Raw genomic sequence first — 23352 nt, forward strand, 5'->3', positions numbered from 1 at the left:
ACCTGGTTACTTGATGCCGGTGACCTTGAGGACAGTGAGCTTCTGCCTGTGTCCCTGACGCTTGTGGTATCCGGTCTTGTTCTTGAACTTGTGGATGCGGATCTTCGGGCCCTTGGTGTGCTCGACGATCTCACCGGCGACCGAGATCTTCGCCAGCTTGTCTGCATCTGTGGTCAGGTCGGATCCGTCTACGACGAGGACCGGAGCAAGCGAGACAGCAGTGCCGGGCGCTCCCTCGATCTTCTCGACCTTGACGAGGTCACCAACAGCGACCTTGTACTGCTTTCCGCCGGTCTTGACGATCGCGTACGTTGCCATCGGAGGGCTACCCCTTGCTTCTTCGAACTTGCTCGCGCTGCACATGACAACGCGACTGGTCTGGTAGAACGTGTTTGCTTGCTCCCACTCGAGAACTGATCCCCTTGCAGTACCACTGGGCACAGCAAGACAGTGTCACCGGGAGCGACTTAGCAAGATTACGGCAGAGTGACGGCCAGGGTCAAACTGCCTTCATCCGCTATACGTCGATATCCACCGGCGGACCTGCCGGCCGCGCCGCTGCCCGTCGTCTACGAGGACGTGCCGTCGGCACCTCCACCGGCTCGGCGGACTGCTCCGCGGCCGACGTCAGCGGCGCCGAAGCCTCGGCTTCGGCCGTCTCTGCAACCGCGTCGTCCGAGGTCTCGTCCGACACCGGCACCACGAGAACCACACCGGCATCCGGTGCCGCGCTGGTCGGTGCGGCCGCCTTGCGTGCTACTCGCCGTCCACGCCGCGCCTTCGGTGCCACTGCGTCGATCTCGACGGACGGCTCGACAGCAGGCCGATCGACCTCCGGCTCGGTGGTCTCGGCAGCGCCGTTCGACTCCGCGTCGGCGAACGGCGCGGAAGCAACGTCCACATCCTCGACAGAGACAACTGTCACCTCGGCATCGCCGTCCGGGGTCGGACTCGAGGGAGATGCCTCCACATCAGCGGGGCTGACGTCGGCCACCACGTCGTCGTGGTGCGCCGCCATCGCCAACGCGACCGGGTGCGCCCGCTTGATCGACGGGTCGACCACCGGATGCTCGGCCGATTGAGCCGCTCCTTGCTGGCCGTTCGAGGAGGAGCGCTCGTTGCTGTCGTTCCCGTCCGCCTTGTTGTCCTTGCCGCGCCGACGCCGATTGCTCGTGCCCGAGTTGCTCGACTCCGAGCGCGACGAACTCGAGCGGCCGCCCTCGTTGTCCGGCTTGGCGTCGATCGGGAACGGATGGACGAGGATGCCGCGCCCCTGGCAGTGCTCACACGTCGTGGAGAACGCCTCGACGAGCCCGGTGCCGAGCTTCTTTCGAGTCATCTGCACCAGCCCCAGCGAGGTCACCTCCGACACCTGATGACGGGTCCGGTCACGGCCCAACGCCTCGGTGAGCCTCCGCAACACCAGATCGCGGTTGGATTCGAGCACCATGTCGATGAAGTCGACGACGATCATTCCGCCGATATCGCGCAGACGCATCTGGCGTACGACTTCCTCGGCTGCCTCGATGTTGTTGCGCGTGACCGTCTCTTCGAGATTTCCACCCGAGCCGGTGAACTTACCGGTGTTGACGTCGACGACGGTCATGGCCTCGGTGCGATCGATCACCAGGGTGCCGCCGGAGGGCAGCCAGACCTTGCGATCGAGGGCCTTCGCCAGTTGCTCGTCGATGCGGTGCGCGGCGAAGACGTCCACCGAGCTGCCGTCGGCCTCGTATCGGTGTAGACGTTCCATCATGTCCGGGGCCACTGTTTCGACGTAGTTGGACGTCGTCGTCCATGCCTTGTCGCCCTCGATGACGAGCTTCGAGAAATCCTCGTTGAACAGGTCCCGAATGACCTTGACGAGCATGTCCGGCTCTTCGTACAGAGTCTGCGGTTGCACACCCTTGCCGGTTTCGGCATTGGCCGAGCGCTCTTCGATGCTGGCCCACTGTGCCTGCAACCGGGTCACGTCGCGCGCGAGTTCTTCCTCGCTGACGCCCTCCGCCGCGGTGCGTATGATGACGCCGGCCTCGGGAGGAACGATGTCTCGGAGAATGTCCTTCAGGCGCTTGCGCTCGGTATCGGGAAGCTTTCGGCTGATACCGGTGGAGCTACCTCCGGGCACGTAGACGAGGAAGCGTCCTGCGAGCGAGAGCTGGGTCGTCAAACGAGCACCCTTGTGCCCCACCGGGTCCTTGCTCACCTGGACCAGAACCTGATCGCCCGGCTTGAGTGCCTGCTCGATCTTGCGGGCGCTTCCACCGAGGCCGGCAGCGTCCCAGTTGACCTCACCGGCGTACAGCACACCGTTACGGCCACGGCCGATATCGATGAACGCAGCTTCCATGCTGGGCAGCACGTTCTGAACACGGCCCAAATAGACATTGCCGACCATCGATGCCGTGGCGCTGCTGGTGACGAAGTGCTCCACGAGCACGCCGTCCTCGAGCACAGCAACCTGCGTCGTCAACGGGTGCTCGGGGGTCGCCTTCTCGCGCACGACCATGACCCGGTCCACGGACTCACGTCGTGCCAGGAACTCGGACTCGGTCAGAATCGGCGGACGACGACGACCGGCGTCACGGCCGTCTCGGCGACGCTGACGCTTGGCCTCCAAGCGGGTCGAACCCGAGATGCCCTGAACCTCGTCCCTGGGGGCGCGGCTCTTGTTCCGCGGCTCCCGCTCGTGCACGACGGTGTTGGGCGGATCGTCCTCGGACGCCGCAGCCTCGGCAGCTACCTCGGCTCCGGTCTTACGACGGCGACGACGACGGCGACGACGACTCGAGCCGTCGCCCTCCGAACCACCGTTGTCCGAGTCGTCCAAGGTGTCCTGCGCATCCGAATCCGATTCGTCGTCCTTGTCCTCGGCCGAGGCGTCCCCTGTGCGGGAGTCGTCCGAGGAGTCGTTCGAGTCGGAGTTCTGGCGATCCGAGGATCGGTTGCGAGTGCGTGACCGTCGCGGACGCCTGCCCGAGCCGGACTGTTGGTCGTCGCCGGTGGTCTCGTCGGAGTCCGAGTCGGCACCATCGGAGGACTCCGCGTCGGCGGTGTCGGTGTTGTCGGCGTCGTCGACGGAATCGTTGTCCGAATTGTCGTTCGAGTTCTCGTCCGTCGAGTTCTCATCCGAGGACTGTTCCCCGCGGCCTCGACCCCGGCCGCGACGCCCTCGCCGGCGGCGGCGCGGCTGGGACTGATCGTCGTCGCCGTCGTCGTCGGACGAACGGTCGGAGGATGTCGACTCGTCGGCCTCGGAGGACGTGGACCGATCAACTGCGCTCGGGGATGCCTCGGGCTCGTCGATGCGAGCATCTGCAATTTCGGTCGTCGACTCGGTGTTCTCGGCCTGCGCAACGTCGTCCTTGGGCGCTGCCTTGCGACTGCGCCGACGACGGGTCGGGGGCTCCGCCGGCGACTCCGCTGACTCCGGCGCAGCAGCGTCGACGGCGGCGGGCTGCAGAAACAGTGGAGTGGCGAAGGTAGTGGCAGTGGTCGGGGTGGCCTCGGGATCGGCCGCCGGTGCGCTGGTGAACAGCTGTGGGTCGGACCACGAGGTCTCGTCGGACGCCACATCGGCGGAAACTGCCTCGGACGGAGCGCTCGGCTCCGGCTGCGTGGCGGACGTGGAATCCATTGCCGGTGCGACCGGCCCGTTCACCGAGTCACGAACGGATTCAGCGACGTCGCGGCTCAAGCTCGACTGGGCACTCCGCGCTTCGATGCCGAGTTCGCCCAGTGTGACGAGCAGCTGCTTGCTGGTGAGACCGAGGATCTTCGCCAGAGCGTGTACGCGCAATCTGGTGGGCAACTCGATGGTGTCGGGTTGCGACGGCTCGGCGGGTGTTTCCGGAGGCGTCACCGCTTCGTCGCGCTCGAGACCTCCTGCGTTCTCGTTCCGTACATCTTCGGGCGGGCTTTGATCGGCCACGTAGTCTCCTCGGGCCCCCGGGCGCGTTCATCCGATATCGGGTGGGACGCGGCCACGCGAGGGCAATCCTTGTGTACTCACGTCGGGTTGGACGTCAGCTGTTCTGTCTCGCTCCGCACCCGAGCCGGTGACCACGTCGGACTTCTCGGTGGTCGACGACAGCGTGTGCAGTGCCTGGCTGGATGGTGGTGTCCCGGCGATCCGAGCGCCTGATCATCAAGCAAGAACGCGAACGAGCCTGTCTCTCGTTCGAGCATCTGCGATGACGGGCAGCGGATAGACGACAGTCATCCGATCGAATCCACGACACCGTTCTAGCGAACTTCGGTGAAGCCTTGACTTCGGTGGAGCGTGAAACCTGTACGTGCCAGTGCTGTGGAGTCGATCTTCGTCGAGTATCCCACACGTGTGGATGCGTACTCGCCACGCCGCACCGATCGGACCTCGATCGGTACGGCGTGGCCGCTACAGCTGCTGTTCGTCGGGCGTCTAGGAGGTGGTCAGGTCGGGGAACCAGAGAGCGATCTCGCGCTCTGCGGATTCCACCGAATCGGATCCGTGTACCAGGTTCTGCTGACCGTCGAGTGCGAGGTCACCTCGAATGGTGCCGGGAACTGCCTTGGCGACCGGATCCGTGCCGCCGGCGATCTGACGGAAAGCCTCGATCGCGCGGGGGCCGTCGAGAACTGCGGCCACCACGGGTCCGGATGTGATGAACTCGAGGAGGTCGGGGAAGAACGGCTTGCTCTCGTGCTCTGCGTAGTGAGCCGAGGCCAGTTCACGCGAGACGGTCTTGAGCTCGAGTGCGACGATGCTCAGACCCTTCTTCTCCACGCGGCCGAGGATCTCTCCTACGTAACGCCGGGCAACTCCGTCGGGCTTGATCAGTACAAGGGTGCGGTCGGTCACGTCGACGACAGTAGTGGACCGAAGCGCAGCCGCGCGCGTCGGATCGCCGAAACGGACGGGTCGATTCGTCAGTCGCGTTGCCCCGGCAGCATTCCGCGCCGGATCCGCTCGGTGATGTCCCGCCGCAGGTAGAGCAGATACAGCCAGACCGCGATGAAGATCAGGCCCACGATGCCGATGGACAGATGGAATACCGTTCCCAGCAGAACGAAGACCTGCAGTATCAGGTTGAACTTCATCGCCCAGGGCTCACCCTGCTTGCCCGCACCGGCGATCATCGCGACGGCGAGTAGAACGATGTAGGTGGTGGAGAACCACGTCGCCCCGCCGCCCACGACGGCGACCACAGGCAGCGAGAGCAGAACCACGATGGCTTCGAGTACCAGCGTGCCTGCACTGACGCCGCGAAATCCCTTCCACGGGTCGTTGGTAGGCGGTCCGAACTCGGTGTCGCTCACGCGGGATCCTTTCCGAACAGGGTGCGAGCTGCTCCGACCGTGACCACCGAGCCGGTCACCACGACGCCCGCACCGGACACCGCTTCTCCTGGTTCGGCAACTTCCTCGGCCAGTCCGATGGCTGTCTCGAGGGCATCGGGCAGCGTCGACGCCACCACGACTCGTTCGTCGCCGAACTTGGCCACGGCGATGTCGGCCAGGGCGTCCACATCCATCGCCCGTGCCGACCCGTTGTGGGTCACGACGATGTCGTCGAAGACCGGCTCGAGTTCGTCGAGAATGGCTCCGACGTCTTTGTCGGCCATGACGCTCACCACGCCGACCAGTTTGCGGAAGTCGAACTCGTCTTCCAGGGCGGCAGCTAGGGCTGCGGCTCCGTGCGGGTTGTGGGCGGCGTCGAGGAACACGGTCGGCGCATTGCGGACCCGCTCCAACCGGCCAGGATTGACGATCGTCGCGAATGCGGCGCGGACGGTGTCCTCATCGAGTTGACGATCGGGACCGGCACCGAAGAACGCTTCGACCGCAGCCAGTGCGAGAGACGCATTGTGCGCCTGATGTTCACCGTGCAGAGGGAGAAAGATGTCGGTGTAGACCCCGCCGAGACCTTGCAGTTCCAACTGCTGACCGCCCACCGCGATCTGCCTGCCGAGCACGGTGAATTCCGATCCCGCCCGCGCCACCGCTGCGTCGGCCTGCACCGCTGCCCGAAGCAGAACCTCGGAGACCTCGGGCTTCTGCTTCGCCAGAATCGCGACGGTGTCGCGGGGCACGAGCGATTCCGGTGCCTTCTTGATGATCCCTGCCTTCTCCCCCGCGATTCCGGCGAGATCGTCGCCGAGGAAGTCGACGTGATCGAGCCCGATAGGGGTGATGACGGCCACCTCACCGTCGACGACATTGGTGGCGTCCCAGCGACCGCCGAGTCCGACCTCGATGACGGCGACCTCGACCGGAGCCTCGGCGAACGCTGCGAAGGCCATGGCCGTGACCACCTCGAACTTGCTCATCCGCGGTCCACCGGCTGCCACGGACTGCGCGTCGATCATCTCGACGAACGGTGCGATCTCGTTGTAGGTGTCGACGTAGAGACGGGGCGAGACGGGACGACCGTCGATGCTGATCCGCTCGGTAGCCATCTGCAGGTGCGGGCTGGTGGTGCGGCCGGTGCGTCGATGGAAGGCAGTGAGCAGGGCGTCGATCATGCGAGTGACCGAGGTCTTGCCGTTGGTGCCGGCCACGTGAATGGACGGATACGCCTTCTGCGGCGATCCGAGGAGATCCATCAGTGCAGAGATCCGGGCGGTCGACGGCTCGATCTTCGTTTCGCCCCAGCGCTTGTCGAGCTCCGCTTCGACCAACGCCAGCTCGGCGAGGTCGACCGGACTCGGTGGCGGCGTCGGCAGTGCTTCGTCGGGTTCGGTCACTTAGTTCCCCATCGATTCGATGCGCGCGTTGATCCGGACGATCTCTTCCTGAGCGATCGACTGTCGCGTTCTGATCTTGTCCACCACCGCATCCGGCGCCTTGGCGAGAAACGCTTCGTTGCCGAGCTTGCCGGTGGTCTGCGCCAGCTCCTTCTCCGCAGCGGCCAGGTCCTTCACCAGTCGGGCCCGCTCGGCGACGAGGTCGACGGTGCCCGAGGTATCGAGTTCGACGACCACGGTGGCCTTGCTCAGTCGCACCTCGACCGAGGTCGTAGCGGCAAAATCCTCGGCGGGTTCGGTCAGTCGCGCCAGTGCGGTGACCGCCGAGATCTGCCCGTCCAGATCGGATTCGGGGACTCTGACGATGCGGGCCGCCACCTTCTGAGACGGCTTGAGTCCTTGATCGCTACGGAACCGACGGATTTCGGTGATGAGTCGCTGCATGTCCTCGATACGTTGTGCCGCAACAGGATCCAGCGACTCGACGGCGGGAGTGGGCCACGACGCGACCACCAGCGATTCGCCGCCGGTGAGCACCTTCCACAGCGTTTCGGTGACGAACGGGATGACGGGATGCAGCAATCGCAACAGGGCGTCGAGGACGTTACCGAGCACTCCACGGGTGGTGAGCGCGATGGCCTCGTCGGCGAACTGCACCTTCGCGATCTCGAGATACCAGTCGCACACCTCGTCCCAGGCGAAGTGGTACAACGCTTCGCAGGCCTTACTGAACTCGTAGCGCTCGAACGCCGAATCCACCTCTGCTCGAACCTGTTCGAGCCGGTCCAGTATCCACCGGTCGGCATCGGTGAGCTCGGAACGCGCCGGCAGATCGGCTGGTGCCGCGCCGTTCATCAGCGCGAACTTGGTGGCGTTGAACAGTTTGTTGGCAAAGTTTCGCGACGACTGAGCGTGGTCCTCACCGACCGACATGTCGGCACCGGGATTCGCCCCGCGAGCGAGCGTGAAGCGCAGTGCATCGGCACCGAACCGTTCGACCCAATCGAGCGGATCGATTCCGTTTCCCCGCGACTTGGACATCTTCTTGCCGTGCTGGTCGCGAATCAGTCCGTGCAGGAACACATCCCGGAACGGCACCTGCGGCCCTTGCTTGCCCGCTGTGATCGCGTCGTCGTTGCCGACGTAGGTGCCGAACATCATCATTCGAGCGACCCAGAAGAACAGGATGTCGTAGCCGGTCACCAGAACGGCGGTGGGATAGAACTTCTCCAGATCGGCCGTGGCTTCGGGCCACCCCATGGTGGAGAACGGCCACAATCCGGACGAGAACCAGGTGTCGAGGACGTCGGGATCCTGTTCCCAGCCCTCGGGTGCGCTCTCGCCCGGTCCGAGGCAGACGGTCTCGCCGTCCGGTCCGTACCAGATGGGAATCCGATGGCCCCACCACAACTGACGCGAAATGCACCAATCGTGCATGTTGTCGACCCACGCGAACCAGCGCGGTTCCTGACTCTTGGGGTGAATCACGGTATCGCCGTCTCGAACTGCGTCACCGGCCGCCTTCGCGAGGCCGTCGACCTTGACCCACCACTGCAGGGACAGACGCGGCTCGATGGGCTCACCACTGCGCTCGGAGTGTCCGACGCTGTGCAGGTACGGCCGCTTCTCGGCGACCACGCGACCCTGTTCGGCCAAGGCCTCACGAACCTTGACGCGCGCCTCGAAGCGGTCCATACCGTCGAATTGCGTTCCGGTGTCGGTGATTCGGCCGGCCTTGTCCATGATCGACGGCATCGGCAGCGAATGCCGCACGCCCATCTCGAAGTCGTTCGGGTCGTGTGCGGGCGTGATCTTCACCGCACCCGTGCCGAATTCGGGGTCGACGTAGTCATCGGCGATGATCGGAATCCGGCGTCCGGTGAAGGGATGTTCGAGAGTGGTACCGACCAGAGCCTTGTATCGCTCGTCGTCCGGATGTACCGCAACCGCAGTGTCGCCCAGCATCGTCTCCACACGCGTGGTCGCGACGATCACGTGCGGTTCGGAATCGTCGAGAGAGCCGTACCGCAGCGACACGAGTTCACCGTCGACGTCCTCGAACTTGACCTCGATGTCGGAAATTGCGGTCTGCAGCACCGGAGACCAGTTGACCAGTCGTTCCGCGCGGTAGATCAGCCCGTCGTCGAACATGCGCTTGAACATGGTCTGCACGGCCTCGGACAGACCGTCGTCCATCGTGAAACGCTCTCGGCTCCAGTCGACACCGTCGCCGATGCGTCGCATCTGGCCGCCGATGGTGCCACCGGATTCGCGTTTCCAGTCCCAGACCTTGTCGATGAACTGCTCGCGGCCGAACTCTTCCTTGGTCTTTCCGTCTGCAGCGAGCTGTTTCTCCACGACGGTCTGCGTCGCGATACCCGCGTGATCCATGCCCGGAAGCCACAAAACTTCGCACCCGAGCATTCGCTTGCGACGGCTCAGCGCGTCCATCAGCGTGTGGTCGAGAGCGTGGCCCATGTGCAGGCTGCCCGTGACGTTGGGTGGGGGCAGCACGATGGAGTACGGCGGCTTGTCGCTGGAGGCATCGGCCTCGAAGTACCCGGCGTCCACCCAGGATCGGTACAGCTCGGCCTCTACCTCGCTCGGGTCCCAGTTCTTGGGCAAGCGGTCTGCTGGATTGGCGGGGGTCTCTGGCACGGAACTCGTCACCGGGCGATTCTAGTGGCCCAGGATTCGCGGCATCGATGCGCTCTCACCCAGTACGTGCTGGGCGAGGAATGCCAGCACCACCTCGTACCAGACCTTCGCGTGCTGCGGGCTCAGGATCCAGTGATTCTCGGCCGGGAAGTAGAGGAATCGATGCTCTGTGTTGCCCTCGTCGTCGGCGGGCAGACCCGACTCGCTGAGCAATTCGTACCACAGCCGCAGACTCTCGCCGATCGGCACGCGATAGTCCTTGTCGCCGTGAATCACCAGCATCGGGGTCGTTATGTCCGCGACGAACAGGTGCGGGGAATTCTCCACGGCCATCTCCGGCGACATCTCCCGCGCCCAGTACCACGGGGCGTCGGTCGTCGGTCCGAACTGATCGAGAGCCCACAGACTCGCATGGGTGACCACGGCATCGAAGCGGTCGGTGTGGCCCGCGATCCAGTTGGCCATGTATCCGCCGAAGGATCCGCCCATCGCAGCGGTGCGGGTGTCGTCGATGTCGGGTCGCTCCACGGCAACGTCGGTCAACGCCATCAGATCAGTGAACGGGGCCTTGCCCCACGCGCCCCACCCTCGCTGCACGAACTCCTGGCCGTAACCGGTGGACAACGCCGGATCGGGCAGCAACACCGCGTATCCACGCGCGACCATCAGCCACGGATTCCATCGCCACGACCACGTGTTCCACGAACCCAGAGGCCCACCGTGCACCCACAGCAGCAACGGCGCGGGTACGGCCTCGGACGCGCCCTCCGGCAACGCCAGCCAGCCTCGCACCCGGGCACCGTCGGCCACGATCGTGTCGACCTCGGTGAGAGTGCCGGGCAGCGGGCCGTGCTCGACGCCGGTGTCGAGCGAGGTGGCGGTGCCGTCGGACAGGTCGATCGACACCGGATGGGGCGCAGCCAGATACGAGGCGGCAAGCGCCAGCACCCTGGAACCGTCCGAGGAGACGTGCACGCGGGTGTAAGCATCGTTCGCGTGCGTGAGCCGACGTGGTTGCGCGCCGGCCCGGACGACGAAGATCGGTGACCGGCCGTCGTCGTCCGCGGTCACGAGCACGCCCGATCCATCCGGGAGCCACACCGGGTCGATCGGCCACCGGTCCCAGCCGGGCGCGAGATCGACGACCGACGAAGATTCGAAATCGAAGCGCTGCAGCGTCATTCGCGGAGCGTCCTCGGGAGTGGAGAGCGATTCGCGTACGAACACCACGGACGCGCCGTCGGGCGAGATCGCCGGCGAACCCAGGTCGGCATCGACGTCGTCGACGATCGTGGTGCGCTCCCCCGTCGCGGTGTCGATGCGAACCAACACTGTGCGCACCGTCGCCAAAGCTCCGGGTATCGACCAGGTCGATACGACGAACGAACCGTCGGAGCTGACGTCGAAAGCCGCTTCGTGCAATTCTGCGCGCGCGTCCGGGGTGAGGTCACGTAATCCGGTCCGAACCTCTGCCGATCCCGCGAACAAATGTGGAGTCGCCGGCCCCAGATCGTGATCCCAGTACCGCACCGGAACACCGGTGTGCAGAATCGCATCCACCTTGTTGGCGGTCCGTTCGGTGCGCAGAGCGTCGTCATCCTCGTCGGTGTTCGACGAGCCGAACACCGGCGAGAACCCGACGAATGCGGCCCCCGAAAGAGCCGGCCGAATTCCGGTGACTCCTGCAGATCGCGTCTCGAGCACTCGCGCCTCGCCGCCCGCTGCAGGCAGAATCCACAGCCGGGCCGGATCGTCCTTGCTCGTCCTACGCAAGAACAACAGGTCGCCGCCACCGGTGAACACCGGCGCACTCTCGCCCCACTCCCCGTGCGTGATGCGCCGAGCAGGTGACCTGCCATCGACAGCGAGCTCCCACAACGCCGTTCGATGCTCTGTGCGCGAATCATCCAGTGCAGCAACGGCAATCACCGCGCGCGTGAAGTCCGGACTCACGGCCAGATCGGTCACCCGCCGGGCTCCGATGTAGGAGTCGAGGTCGTCGAAGATGCTCATGCACCGAGCCTAGCCACAGGGCCGGCCGGACCCCGTGAAGATCCTCAGTCCTCGCCGAGATCCTCACGCAGCTGGGTCAGCGTACGGGCAAGAATTCGAGACACGTGCATCTGAGAGATGCCCACCTTTTCGGCGATCTGAGTCTGAGTCATCGACCCGAAGAACCGGAGCACCACGATGCGCCGCTCCCGTTCGGGCAACTTCTCGAGCGCTGGGCGTACGGCGAGATAGCTCTCCATCTTCTCGAGTTCGGGATCGTCGGCACCGAGGGTGTCCATCAACGGAAGCCGATCCTCGCTCACCACCGAGTCGACCGACACCGTCTGGTACGCACTGCGCGCGAGCAGCGCCTGCGATGCTTCCTTCACATCGATTCCCAGTTCGGCGGCGATTTCGGTGGCGGTAGGGGCGCGACCCAACTTCTGCGACAGCGATCCCACCGCCTGGGAGATCATCGAGTTGAGTTCCTTCATGCGCCGCGGTACCCGCACCGACCATCCCGCGTCGCGGAAGTAGCGGCGGGCCTCGCCCATGATCGTGGGCACGGCGAACGACACGAAATCCGATCCACGCTCGATGTCGAATCGATCGACCGCATTGACGAGGCCGAGCCGTGAAACCTGCAGCAGATCTTCGTGAGCTTCGCCACGACCACCGAAGCGGCGCGCAATGTGTTCGGCGAGCGGGAGGCACCGGGTGATGATGCGATCACGCAGGACTCGGCGCTGCGGTGAATTCTCGTCGAGCGCCTGCATCTGCTGAATGAGCGCGACCACGTCGCTGTAGTCGTCGGACTCTCGCCGCGTGCTTCGTTCGTGCACCGGCACTAGACCGTGCTCCTCCGCTTGACCACGTCGATGGCAACCGTGCGGACTGCATCGTGCTCTGCTGCGTCGTCTGCGCGCAGTTCGATGGAGTCGGTCAGGGTTTGCAGAACGTGCCAGCCGAAGCTGTCCTTCTTCGGCACGGACGTGGCAGCCAGCGTGGACGTGACGACGATCCGAATTCCGGAGTCACCGACCGAGAACAAGCACGAGAGCTCGGAGTCCGCAACCGAACCTTTGATCAGTTGCGAGCACACTTCGTCCACGACCAGCTTGACGTCGGCGATGTCGTCGAGCGTGAAGTCGCTCAGAACCACGAGGGTTTCCGCGACGGCGCGCACCACCGGAAGTTGGTCCGCCTCGGCGCGCACCCTCAGCTCGACCGGTGCACCGGAACCTCGCTCCAGTTCTTCGATCTTGCTGACCCCAGCCATCCGCACTTCCCATCGTCGCCGAGCACTTCAATTACGTTTGCCGAGATTACCGTTTGCCGAGCAAGACTACCCAGCCGACCACGTTTCAATCCTCGCGGTTCACGCGCCGAAGTCGCGCGACACCGCGACCGAACGAACGGCCGATCAGCGACCCGGTGGCCCGCATGACGCGGGGACGGCGAACTGGCACGATCGACGGTGTGGATTACTCGGATGTGGACTACTCGCAGGCACTTCGCACTCTCGCCCGACGTCTCGGAACGTCGACCTCGTACAAGGGGTGGGACGACACCGAACACGAAGTGAGCGACGACACCCTGGCTCGGGTGCTCGCTGCACGTGGCTACGCCACCGAGTCCCCGGAGGACGTCACCCGTGCATTGGCCGACATCGACGACGCTCCGTGGCGACGGTTGCTACCACCGGTGGTGGTGGCCACGCAGGGCACCGATGCCGTGGTGTGGGTACACGTGCCCCACGGCAATCCGGTCGAGGTGTCGATGGTCTCCGAGGACGGCGACACCATCGACGTCACCCAGGCCGATGTGTGGGTCGATCCGCGTGAGGTCGACGGTCGCCTGATCGGTCGCGCCACGTTCGTCGTTCCCGGTCATGCCCCGCTGGGCTGGCACAGCCTCACCGCGACGACGATCGGGGAGGACAACACCGTGCGCACCTCGGACACCGTCGTCGTGGTCACGCCGAAATCGCTGTCTCCCAACGCAGAACTGGCGGATCGGCAGCGGACCGGACTGCTCACCCAGCTGTACTCGGTGCGCTCGAGACGGTCGTGGGGCATCGGCGATCTCGGGGATCTCGCGGACATGGCCGATATCGCGGGCCGCGAGCACGGATTCGACTACCTGCTGGTCAATCCGCTGCACGCCGACCGGCCGACCATCCCGGTCGAGGCGTCACCGTATCTGCCGACCACGCGCCGGTTCTTCAACTCGCTCTACATTCGAGTCGAGAACATTCGCGAGACCGCACAGCTGTCGCCGAAACAGTTCGGCAAGGTCCGCGACGCAGCGGAACGGTTCGACAAGGCGAACACACGAACCAAGAAGCTGGATCGCGACCGGACCTTCTCGGCCAAACTTCGTGCTCTGGAACGGGTTCACAAGGTCGAACGCAGCCCGGCACGTGAATCTGCATTTCGAGCGTTCATCGAGCGCGAGGGATCCGGCCTGCGCGACTTCGCTGTGTGGAGTGCGCTGGCCGAGAAGTTCGGTCCCCGGGATCCGGCGTGGACCGATCGGGCAGCGCATCCGCGGACCGACTTCGTCCAGGAGCAACGCGCGAAGTTGGCCGACCGCATCGATTTCCACATGTGGCTGCAGTGGATCTGCGACGAGCAACTCGCCGATGCGCAGCGCGCTGCTCTCGACGCCGGAATGGACATCGGCATCATGCACGACCTCGCCGTGGGCGTCGCGCGGGGCGGGGCCGATGCCTGGGCACTCGGCGACGTACTCGCCTCCGGTGTGACGGTGGGTGCACCGCCGGACGATTTCAACCAGCAGGGCCAGAACTGGAACCAACCGCCGTGGGATCCCGACCGTCTTCGCGAGATGGCCTACATCCCCTACCGCGACATGCTGCGCACTGTGCTCCGCCATGCCGGGGGCATTCGCGTCGACCACATCCTGGGCCTGTTCCGTCTGTGGTGGATTCCGCAGGAAGCCGAAAATGCCGGTGGCGGAACGTATGTGGAATACGACCACGAAGCTCTGATCGGCATTTTGGCCCTCGAAGCCGAGCGTGCGGGTGCAGTGGTGGTCGGCGAGGATCTCGGCGTCTTCGAGCCGATGGTGCAGGAGTACCTCACCGAACGCGGCATCTTCGGCACCTCGATCCTGTGGTTCGAAGCCGACGAATCCGGGCCGATTCCGCCCGAGAAGTACCGGAGCCTGTGCTTGACCTCGGTGACCACGCACGACCTGCCACCCACGGCGGGGTATCTCGAAGGTGAGCACATCGATCTGCGATCACGTCTCGGGCTTCTCGAGCGCGACATCGAGGCCGAAAAGGAAGGCGACGCCCGCAAACGCGAGGCCGTGCTCGACTTGGCGCGCGAGCGCGGTGTGCTCCCGTCCGACGCCGATGCGCGCGCGACCGTGGAAGCACTTCATCGTCTCGTCCAGCGGAGCCCATCGCTGCTGATCGGGGTCGCGCTGGTGGACGCCGTCGGGGAGCACCGCATCCAGAACCAGCCAGGTACCGACGAGACGCAGTACCGCAACTGGAAGGTTCCGCTGGCCGATGCTGACGGCAAGCGGGTGCTGGTCGAGGATCTGGTCGACCATCCTCGGATGGTGTCGTTGGTGGCGGCTATGGCCACCGAGTCGACGGATGGGTGACACGAAGGTCCACAATCGAAGGATGAACTATCGAATTCGACCAGACGACGGCCGGCACTGATGGGTCGCATCACTGCGCGCAGACCGGTCGTTCGGCTGCGGGGCGGGCACCGTGTCGACCGCCCGGACACCCTCGTGGTGGAGGAGCCGCTCGAATTGCGGACGGACGGCAAGGCTTTGGCCGTGACCATGCGCACGCCCGGGCACGATGTCGAGCTTGCACACGGCTTCCTGCTGACGGAAGGCGTGATCGCCTCGGGAGCCGATATCGCTGCCGCTCGTTACTGCGACGGGGTCGACGACGAGGGTGCCAACACGTACAACGTCCTGGATCTGACGCTGGCCGAGGGTGTCGCGCCGCCCGAGACGGGTGTCGAGAGGAATTTCTACACGACGTCGTCGTGCGGGGTGTGCGGCAAGGGATCCTTGGACGCAATTCGGCTGCGCACCAAGCACTCCCCCGCGGCCGACACGGTCGTCGTCACCTCCGAGACTCTTGCCGGGTTACCCGACACGTTGCGCGCTGCGCAGAAGGTGTTCCACGCGACCGGCGGTCTGCACGCCGCAGCACTGTTCACCGCCGACGGTGAGATGTTGGTACTGCGCGAGGATGTCGGGCGCCACAACGCCGTCGACAAGGTGGTCGGCTGGGCTGTGACCAACGATCGGATTCCGTTGCGCGGCACGGTGCTGATGGTCAGTGGCCGAGCCTCGTTCGAGCTCGCGCAGAAGGCGGTCATGGCGGGGATTCCGATCCTTGCCGCCGTCTCTGCGCCGTCGTCTCTTGCTGTCGATCTCGCGAGCGAAGCGGGACTGACGGTCGTCGGCTTCCTCCGCGGGCACTCGATGAATCTCTACTCGCACACCGACCGCGTACACATCTCAGACGGTGGCGTCGACGAGTAGTTCGGCCGCAGTGGCGTTTCGCACCTCGTCGACGGAGACACCCGGAGCAGTGTCGACGAGTCGCAGACCGTGCTCGGTGACGTCGAGCACGGCCATGTCCGAGATGATCCTGTGCACGCACCCCTTTCCGGTCAACGGCAGAGTGCACTGCTCGAGGATCTTCGGCTCACCCGTGCGCGAGACGTGTTCCATCATCACGATCACGCGACGCGCGCCGTGCACCAGATCCATCGCGCCGCCCATCCCCTTGACCATGTGCCCGGGGATCATCCAGTTCGCGAGGTCACCGGTGGCGCTGACCTGCATCGCGCCCAGCACCGCAACGTCGACCTGACCGCCGCGAATCATTCCGAACGACTGCGCGGAGTCGAAGTAGGAGGAGCCGGGCAGCACGGTGATGGTTTCCTTGCCCGCGTTGATGATCTCGGGATCGAGCTCGTCCTCGGTGGGATACGGGCCGACACCGAGCACACCGTTCTCGGAGTGCAGAATCACCGAGACGTCGGTCGGAATGTAGTTGGGCACGAGGGTCGGCATGCCGATTCCGAGGTTGACGTACTGCCCGTCGCCGAGTTCCTGCGCCACCCGAGCGGCCATCTGTTCGCGGGTCATCTTCGCGCTCATGCTCGTACCGTCCTCTGCTCGATGCCGACCTCGACCGGGCCGACGTGCACCACTCGCTGCACGTGGATACCCGGAGTGTGTACCTCGTCCGGACCGATCTCCCCCGGTTCGACCAGGTGCTCGACCTGCGCCACCGTGATCCGACCCGATGCGGCGGCGGGCGGGTTGAAGTTTCGTGCGCTGGCATGAAACACCAGGTTGCCGTGCCTGTCGCCCTTCCACGCGTGGACCAGGGCGTAGTCCGCCACGATGCCGCGTTCCATCACATAGGCGACCCCGTCGAATTCGCGAGTCTCCTTCGGCGGACTCGCCACGGCGATGCCCCCGCTGCCGTCGTAGCGCAGTGGCAGACCCCCGTCGGCAACCTGCGTCCCGACGCCGGCGGGGGTGAAGAACGCCGGGATGCCGGCACCACCGGCACGTAGTCGCTCGGCCAGGGTGCCTTGGGGAGTGAGCTCCACTTCGAGTTCACCGCCGAGGTACTGCCGTGCGAATTCCTTGTTCGACCCCACGTAGGAGCTGATCGTTCTACGAATACGGTGCTGCGCCAACAGAACGCCGAGACCGAACCCGTCGGTTCCGCAGTTGTTGCTGATGGTTTCGAGATCGGTCGCACCCTGCGCGAGCACTGCCGCAATCAGGATCTCCGGTACTCCTACCAACCCGAACCCGCCCACAGCGATCGAGGACCCGTCGGGGATGTCCGCTACCGCTTCGGTGGCACTGGCCACGACTTTGTCCAACATGGCAGCGACGGTACCCGAGATTGTGCGTGATGTGAACAGGTTGCCACCATGCGAACACATCTGTACGGTGACCTGTGTGCGTGATCACCACGATCGTCAGGAGCCGTCGATGCTTCACCTCCCACCCGAATACCGGGATCAGTCGGGTGTCCATGCCCCGCGCGACTTCGCGGAGTACCGCACCACCGCCCTGCGTCATCCGGCACAACCGTTGACACTCCTCCCCCAGCGACTCACCGAAATCACTGGACCCGTGCTCGGTGAAGGACGGGTCACCGCCTCCGATGCCGACCTCACACTCGCGCGCGGCGGTGAAGCGCAGGGACAACGCATCATCGTGCACGGGCGCGTACTCGACAGCGACGGCAGATCCATCCCCAACACCCTCGTCGAGGTGTGGCAAGCGAATGCGGGCGGGCGGTACCGGCATACAGGCGACCGCTGGCCGGCTCCGCTGGACCCCCATTTCGACGGCGTCGGGCGAGTCCTCACCGACGCCGACGGCCGGTACCGGTTCACCACGATCAAGCCGGGGGCCTACCCCTGGGGCAACCACCACAATGCATGGCGGCCGGCCCACATCCACTTCTCACTGTTCGGCCATGCGTTCACCCAGCGGCTGGTCACCCAGATGTACTTCCCGGACGACCCCATGTTCTTTCAGGATCCGATTTACAACGCCGCCCCCGAAGACTCCCGCGCACGCATGATCAGCTCCTTCGATTACGAAGCGACACAGCAGAACTGGGCCCTCGGGTTCAAGTTCGACATCGTACTGCGCGGACGAAATGCCACCCCGTTCGAGGAGGACGATCACGATGACTGACAGCGAGTTCGCTCCCCGGTACCCGGTGGTGCTCGGAGCCGATCACAGCACCGCGTCGTTCGGCCAGACGCCCTCTCAAACGGTCGGGCCCTATGTTCACATCGGGTTGCTCTGGCCGGACGGCGCGGACGTGGTGCCCCCGGGCACGGCCGACGCGGTCAGCCTGTCGTTCACCGTCCTCGACGGAGCTCGTCAACCGGTCTCCGACGCCATGATCGAGACCTGGCAGGCCGATGCCGATGGACGCTTCGACCATCCGGACGATCCGCGGGGCGCGGCGACACCCAGAATCGAGGGCTTTCGTGGGTTCGGTCGCGCCTTTGCCGACTCCGACGGAACGATGACGATCAGGACGGTCAAGCCGGGTCCGCTACCGGCCGAGAACGACGCCGTCGAAGCGCCGCACGTCGACGTCGGAATCTTCGCTCGTGGCATGCTCGAGCGAGTGGTGACCCGCGTCTACTTCCCGGACGAGGCAGCAGCCAATGCCACCGATCCGGTGTTGTGCGCCTTGCCGGAGCGCAAGCGTGCCAGACTCGTCGCAACGTCGGTCGACGGCGGATATCACCTCGACATCGTGCTGCAGAACACCGATCCGGACGGCGACGAGACTCCGTTCTTCGCACTGTGAAGGACGACGCGCGAAGGAGGACGATGGATTCCGAGCGAGGCGCACTGTTCGATCCCACGTTCGGCGGCGGCACCATCGCACCGCTGGTCGGTGATCGCGCCTGGGTGACTGCGATGTGCGACGTCGAAGCTGCACTCTCCCGCGCCGCGGCCTCGGTGGGCCTGGTGGACGCCGAACACGCGCACATCGTCACCGCGGCCGCCGAAGTCCTCGCAGCAACGCTCGACATCACCCAGCTGGGAGTTGATGCGGCAGCCGGCGGAAACCCCGTCATTCCGCTGGTGACGATGATTCGGGCCGCAGTGTCCGCGTCCGGAGTTCCCGCCGGTGCCGTCCATCCCGGAGCCACCAGCCAGGACATCATGGACACTGCGCTGATGCTCGTCTCGCGCGATGCGCTGGTCGCCATCGAAGCCTCGCTCGACGACGCATGTAGCGCTGCAAGGGATCTGGCGCACGCACATCGCACCACACCCATGGCGGCGCGCACCCTCGGTCAGCAGGCTCTGCCCACCACCTTCGGCATCGCTGCCGCGAACTGGGCATCGGGGCTCCGCCGTGCCCGCACACGGCTGACAGCTGTCCGGCAGGCATGCTCGGTGCAGTACGGCGGAGCCGCAGGCACTCTGGCGGCAGTCCACCCGCACGGCCCGGCGATCGCGGCCGCATTGGCCGCCGAACTGTCCCTGGCTCCCCAGCTCGCACCCTGGCACACCGAGCGTGTCGTCGTCGCCGACCTCGCCGGTGCGTTGGGTACGGCCGCAGGCACCATCGGCAAGATCGCCGGAGATATCGTGGCGATGTCGGCCACCGAGGTCGGGGAGGTCTCCGAGGACGCCCCGGGCGGGTCCTCGGCGATGCCGCACAAGCGGAACTCCGTTGCGGCCGTCACGGCCCGCGCTGCAGCCCGACGGGTGCCGGGGGCAGTATCGACGGTGCTGTCGAACATGGACCACGAACATCAGCGTGCTGCGGGAGCGTGGCACGCCGAGTGGGAGACGATCACAGACCTGCTCCGTCTCACCGGGGGCGCGGCGAATCGAATCTCCACCAGCCTCGGTGGTCTGCACGTATATCCCGAGGTCATGGCTCGCAACCTCGATGCGACGGGCGGGGCCCTTCTCGCCGAACGCGTCACGACAGCCCTGTCGCGACACACCGAGGACGCACGCGACATCGTGACCGCTCGATGCGCTGCCGGAGCCCCGCTGGACACCGACCCGGCAATCACCGAATTTCTCGCACCGTCGACGGTGCGCGAGTTGCTGCATCCGGCAACGTATCTCGGCCACGCGCCCGAACTGGTCGACACCATCCTGAACGAGCTCGTTCTCGATATCGACCACACCCGACACCCGAAAGGCTCACGATGACCGTCGCACTGGCTCACCGGCATGTCGAAGGGCCGCACACCGATGCAGAGACCGTCGTGCTGATCGGCTCACTGGGCTCCGACCGATCGATGTGGAATCCACAGATCGGTCCGCTCTCCGCGTCGGTCCACGTACTCGCCGTCGATCTCCGCGGACACGGCGCGTCGCCGATTCCCGCCGGACCGTACTCGGTTGCCGAGCTGGCCGAAGACGTGCTGTCACTGCTGGATTCACTGGACCTACCGCGCGTTCACATCGTCGGTCTCTCGCTCGGCGGCGCGGTCTCACAGTGGATCGCCATCCATCGTCCGGAGCGAGTGCGGACTCTGACGCTGCTGTGTACCTCGGCCAAGTTCGGCGAGCCCGCACAGTGGCTCGATCGGGCACGAGCAGTGCGGGAATCCGGAACCGCCGCACTGGCCGACGCCGTCCTCGCGCGTTGGTTCACACCCGAACTCGCCTCGCGCGACACCGATCTCGTCGAGCGCCACCGTCGCATGATCGACCGTACTTCCGACGAAGGCTACGCGGCATGCTGTGAGGCGTTGTCCGAGTGGGATTCTCGCGCGGACCTTGCCAGAATCACGGCCCCCACTCTTGTGATCGCGGGCCGCCAGGATCCGTCCACGACACCGGACGATCTTCGCCTCATCGCCGACGGCATCGCCGGGTCTACCTACCTGGTGCTCGACCCGGCGGCGCATCTGGCCAACGTCGAACAGGCCGGCCGCGTCACCGCTGCGATATCCGCGCACATCGGAGCGGATGCATATTCCACGGGACGCTCGGCTGCCCACGACGCCGGAATGGCGGTGCGACGCAGCGTCCTCGGCGACGCACACGTCGACCGCAGCGTCTCCGCTCGAACCGAGTTCACCGCGCCGTTCCAGGATTTCATCACCCGGACCGCATGGGGCGACATCTGGAATCGACCCGGTCTCGATCACCCCACGCGACGACTGTTGACGCTGGCCGTGTTGACGGCTCTGGGCAATCAGCACGAACTCGACATGCACATTCGCGCGGCTCTACGCGCAGGAACTGCACCGGAAGAACTGGCCGAGGTGTTCCTGCACACCGCGGTCTATGCGGGAGTACCGAACAGCAACAACGCTTTTGCGCTGGCCCAAGCCGCCATCGACGAGAGCGGAACCTCGTGAGTTCCGCGGACACGCCGCCCTCGTCGGACTACGTTCAGTCCCTCGGACGCGGACTGGCGGTGATCAGGGCCTTCGACGCCGAGCATCCGCGTCGAACATTGGCCGATGTGGCACGAGCGACGGACCTGACCCGCGCCACGGCTCGACGGTTTCTGCTCACACTCGTAGAACTCGGATACGTGCGCACCGACGGATCCATGTTCTGGCTCACCCCGAGGGTGCTCGAACTCGGGTACAGCTATCTGTCGAGCCTCTCGCTCCCCGAGGTGTCGGGCCCGCATCTCGAGGCGCTCGCCGAGCGGGTGCGCGAGTCGTCCTCGGTCTCGATCCTCGACGGTGACGACGTGGTCTACGTCGCGCGCGTTCCGGTGAGCCGCATCATGACCGTCGGCATCAACATCGGCACCAGATTTCCGGCGTTCGCCACGTCGATGGGTCGGGTACTGCTGGCGGGCCTCCCCGCGGGAGAGCTGAACGCCTACCTGCAGCGAGTGCAGCTGACACCGCTGACGGGTAAGACCATCACCACTGCAGACTCGCTCGAACGTGAACTCGCACGAGTACGTCTCGACGGCTTCTGTCTGGTCGATCAGGAACTCGAAGAGGGTTTGCGCTCGATCGCCGCACCCATTCACGACAACAACGGAACGGTTGTCGCCGCGGCGAATGTCTCGACTCAAGCGGCCCGTCATTCCGCGAATGCAGTGCGTACCGAACTACTACCGGCCTTGCTCGACGCCACCCGCGCCATCGAGACCGATTTGCTCCGGGTGAGTACCGGACCCAACGACAAGCGAGGAAACACCCATGCCTGAAGCCGTGATCTGCGAGCCCCTGCGCACTCCCGTCGGTCGTTTCGGTGGCCAGTTCCGCGACATCTCCGCACAGACACTCGCCGCCACGATCATCAGCGAACTGGTTGCACGAACTGGCCTTTCCGGATCCGACATCGACGATGTCATCCTGGGCCAGGCATCACCGAACGGCGATGCACCGGCCATCGGCCGCATCGCCGCCCTCGACGCCGATCTCGGTATCGACGTACCCGGCATGCAGGTCGACCGACGCTGCGGCTCCGGCCTGCAGGCAGTACTTCAGGCCTGTATGCAGGTGCAGTCCGGCGGCAACGAGCTGGTTCTGGCGGGCGGTGTAGAAAGTATGAGCCAGACCGAGTTCTACGCGACCGGAATGCGCTGGGGCATCAAGGCCGAGGCGGTCGCCCTCTCCGACCGACTCGCCAGGGCGCGAGTGACTGCGGGCGGCAAGAACTTCCCGGTACCCGGCGGCATGATCGAGACCGCGGAGAACCTTCGCGAGGAGTTCGCCATCAGCCGTGCAGATCAGGACGCGCTGGCGGTCCAGTCCCACCAGCGCGCGGTCGCCGCTCAGAACAACGGCGTGTTCGCCCAAGAGATCGTCGGCGTATCGGTGCCTCAACGTACGTCGGACCCACTGCTCATCATCACCGACGAACATCCCCGCGCCGACACCACAGTGGAGTCACTGGCGAAGCTGAAGGCCATCCGCGCGTCGATCGATCCCGAATCGACGGTGACGGCGGGAAATGCCAGCGGCCAGAACGACGGTGCCGCGATCGCGATCGTCACGACCCCGGACAAGGCTGCAGCAATGGGCCTTCGACCGTTGGCCCGGCTCGCCGGATGGGGTGTCGCTGGAGTTGCGCCGCGCACCATGGGAATCGGACCGGTACCCGCCACCGAGAAAGCACTCGGACGCCTCGGACTGAGCCTGGACGACATGGGAGTCATCGAACTCAACGAGGCCTTCGCCGCACAGACGCTGGCAGTCACCCGTTCCTGGGGCATCGAGCCCGACGACACGCGACTCAACCCCCACGGTTCGGGTATCTCGCTGGGACACCCCGTCGGAGCGACCGGTGCCCGAATTCTGGCAACCCTCCTCCGCGAGATGGACCGCCGCGAAGTCCGCTACGGACTCGAGACCATGTGCATCGGCGGCGGGCAGGGGCTGGCCGCGGTATTCGAGCGCCTCGCCTGATTGTCCCCGACGACGAGCACGAGCCCCGATCATCACCTTCGATGATCGGGGCT

General features: G+C 65.4%; 19 protein-coding genes. 8 read left to right on the forward strand and 11 right to left on the reverse strand.

Going from position 1 to position 23352, the window contains the following annotated elements:
- Window positions 1-6 precede the first annotated feature (6 nt).
- The 9 genes from rplU to ACIGGF_RS01785 form a co-directional block, all read right to left on the reverse strand.
- On the reverse strand, window positions 7-318 hold the full coding sequence (rplU, locus tag ACIGGF_RS01745; protein WP_032394581.1) for a 50S ribosomal protein L21: 312 nt from the start codon (window positions 316-318) through the stop codon (window positions 7-9).
- Between the two features lie 199 nt (window positions 319-517).
- A complete protein-coding gene (locus tag ACIGGF_RS01750; RefSeq protein ID WP_397519708.1) occupies window positions 518-3931 on the reverse strand; it encodes a translation initiation factor IF-2 N-terminal domain-containing protein in 3414 nt (1137 codons plus the stop codon).
- 489 nt (window positions 3932-4420) lie between these two features.
- On the reverse strand, window positions 4421-4840 hold the full coding sequence (gene ndk, locus ACIGGF_RS01755; RefSeq protein WP_397519709.1) for a nucleoside-diphosphate kinase: 420 nt from the start codon (window positions 4838-4840) through the stop codon (window positions 4421-4423).
- A gap of 68 nt (window positions 4841-4908) precedes the next feature.
- Entirely contained in the window at window positions 4909-5298 is a 390-nt protein-coding gene (locus tag ACIGGF_RS01760) for a DUF4233 domain-containing protein (protein ID WP_397519710.1), read from the reverse strand.
- A complete protein-coding gene (locus ACIGGF_RS01765) occupies window positions 5295-6725 on the reverse strand; it encodes a bifunctional folylpolyglutamate synthase/dihydrofolate synthase (protein WP_397519711.1) in 1431 nt (476 codons plus the stop codon). Before ACIGGF_RS01765 ends, ACIGGF_RS01760 begins: the two co-directional genes overlap by 4 nt.
- Window positions 6726-9395 carry a valine--tRNA ligase gene (locus ACIGGF_RS01770; protein ID WP_397519712.1) on the reverse strand — a complete coding sequence of 890 codons (2670 nt, stop codon included), beginning with the start codon at window positions 9393-9395 and terminating at the stop codon, window positions 6726-6728.
- A 9-nt stretch (window positions 9396-9404) separates the two neighbouring features.
- Window positions 9405-11396 carry a prolyl oligopeptidase family serine peptidase gene (locus tag ACIGGF_RS01775; protein ID WP_397519713.1) on the reverse strand — a complete coding sequence of 664 codons (1992 nt, stop codon included), beginning with the start codon at window positions 11394-11396 and terminating at the stop codon, window positions 9405-9407.
- A gap of 44 nt (window positions 11397-11440) precedes the next feature.
- Complete coding sequence (locus tag ACIGGF_RS01780) at window positions 11441-12223, reverse strand: SigB/SigF/SigG family RNA polymerase sigma factor (RefSeq protein WP_397519714.1); 783 nt, start codon at window positions 12221-12223, stop codon at window positions 11441-11443.
- On the reverse strand, window positions 12223-12654 hold the full coding sequence (locus ACIGGF_RS01785) for an ATP-binding protein (RefSeq protein WP_397519715.1): 432 nt from the start codon (window positions 12652-12654) through the stop codon (window positions 12223-12225). Before ACIGGF_RS01785 ends, ACIGGF_RS01780 begins: the two co-directional genes overlap by 1 nt.
- 215 nt (window positions 12655-12869) lie before the next feature.
- Between ACIGGF_RS01785 and malQ the strand changes: the two genes are divergently transcribed.
- Complete coding sequence (malQ, locus tag ACIGGF_RS01790; protein WP_397519850.1) at window positions 12870-15014, forward strand: 4-alpha-glucanotransferase; 2145 nt, start codon at window positions 12870-12872, stop codon at window positions 15012-15014.
- Window positions 15015-15074: 60 nt separating this feature from the next.
- Window positions 15075-15920: a formate dehydrogenase accessory sulfurtransferase FdhD gene (fdhD, locus tag ACIGGF_RS01795; protein ID WP_397519716.1), complete on the forward strand. Its 846-nt coding sequence runs from the start codon at window positions 15075-15077 to the stop codon at window positions 15918-15920.
- Here the strand turns inward: fdhD and ACIGGF_RS01800 are convergent.
- Window positions 15897-16544, reverse strand: coding sequence for a CoA transferase subunit B (locus ACIGGF_RS01800; RefSeq protein ID WP_397519717.1), 648 nt, complete (start codon window positions 16542-16544; stop codon window positions 15897-15899). The genes fdhD and ACIGGF_RS01800 overlap by 24 nt on opposite strands.
- On the reverse strand, window positions 16541-17290 hold the full coding sequence (locus tag ACIGGF_RS01805; RefSeq protein WP_397519718.1) for a CoA transferase subunit A: 750 nt from the start codon (window positions 17288-17290) through the stop codon (window positions 16541-16543). Before ACIGGF_RS01805 ends, ACIGGF_RS01800 begins: the two co-directional genes overlap by 4 nt.
- 109 nt (window positions 17291-17399) lie before the next feature.
- Here ACIGGF_RS01805 and pcaH point away from each other — a divergent pair, with 109 nt between their 5' ends.
- The 6 genes from pcaH to ACIGGF_RS01835 are packed head-to-tail and all read left to right on the forward strand — an operon-like array spanning window position 17400 to window position 23299.
- Window positions 17400-18116 carry a protocatechuate 3,4-dioxygenase subunit beta gene (gene pcaH, locus ACIGGF_RS01810; RefSeq protein WP_397519851.1) on the forward strand — a complete coding sequence of 239 codons (717 nt, stop codon included), beginning with the start codon at window positions 17400-17402 and terminating at the stop codon, window positions 18114-18116.
- Complete coding sequence (pcaG, locus tag ACIGGF_RS01815) at window positions 18109-18747, forward strand: protocatechuate 3,4-dioxygenase subunit alpha (protein ID WP_397519719.1); 639 nt, start codon at window positions 18109-18111, stop codon at window positions 18745-18747. The genes pcaH and pcaG overlap by 8 nt, the downstream gene beginning before the upstream one ends.
- 23 nt (window positions 18748-18770) lie before the next feature.
- Window positions 18771-20120, forward strand: a complete 1350-nt coding sequence (pcaB, locus tag ACIGGF_RS01820; RefSeq protein WP_397519720.1) for a 3-carboxy-cis,cis-muconate cycloisomerase — start codon at window positions 18771-18773, stop codon at window positions 20118-20120.
- Complete coding sequence (gene pcaD / locus ACIGGF_RS01825; RefSeq protein ID WP_397519721.1) at window positions 20117-21280, forward strand: 3-oxoadipate enol-lactonase; 1164 nt, start codon at window positions 20117-20119, stop codon at window positions 21278-21280. The genes pcaB and pcaD overlap by 4 nt, the downstream gene beginning before the upstream one ends.
- The gene (locus ACIGGF_RS01830; RefSeq protein WP_397519722.1) at window positions 21277-22095 is read left to right on the forward strand and encodes an IclR family transcriptional regulator; all 819 of its coding nucleotides are present in this window, start codon (window positions 21277-21279) and stop codon (window positions 22093-22095) included. The genes pcaD and ACIGGF_RS01830 overlap by 4 nt, the downstream gene beginning before the upstream one ends.
- Entirely contained in the window at window positions 22088-23299 is a 1212-nt protein-coding gene (locus ACIGGF_RS01835; RefSeq protein ID WP_397519723.1) for an acetyl-CoA C-acetyltransferase, read from the forward strand. Before ACIGGF_RS01830 ends, ACIGGF_RS01835 begins: the two co-directional genes overlap by 8 nt.
- The last annotated feature ends 53 nt before the right edge of the window (window positions 23300-23352 follow it).

Origin of the sequence: Rhodococcus sp. NPDC078407 (assembly GCF_044542515.1) — a bacterium.
GTDB lineage: Bacteria > Actinomycetota > Actinomycetes > Mycobacteriales > Mycobacteriaceae > Rhodococcoides.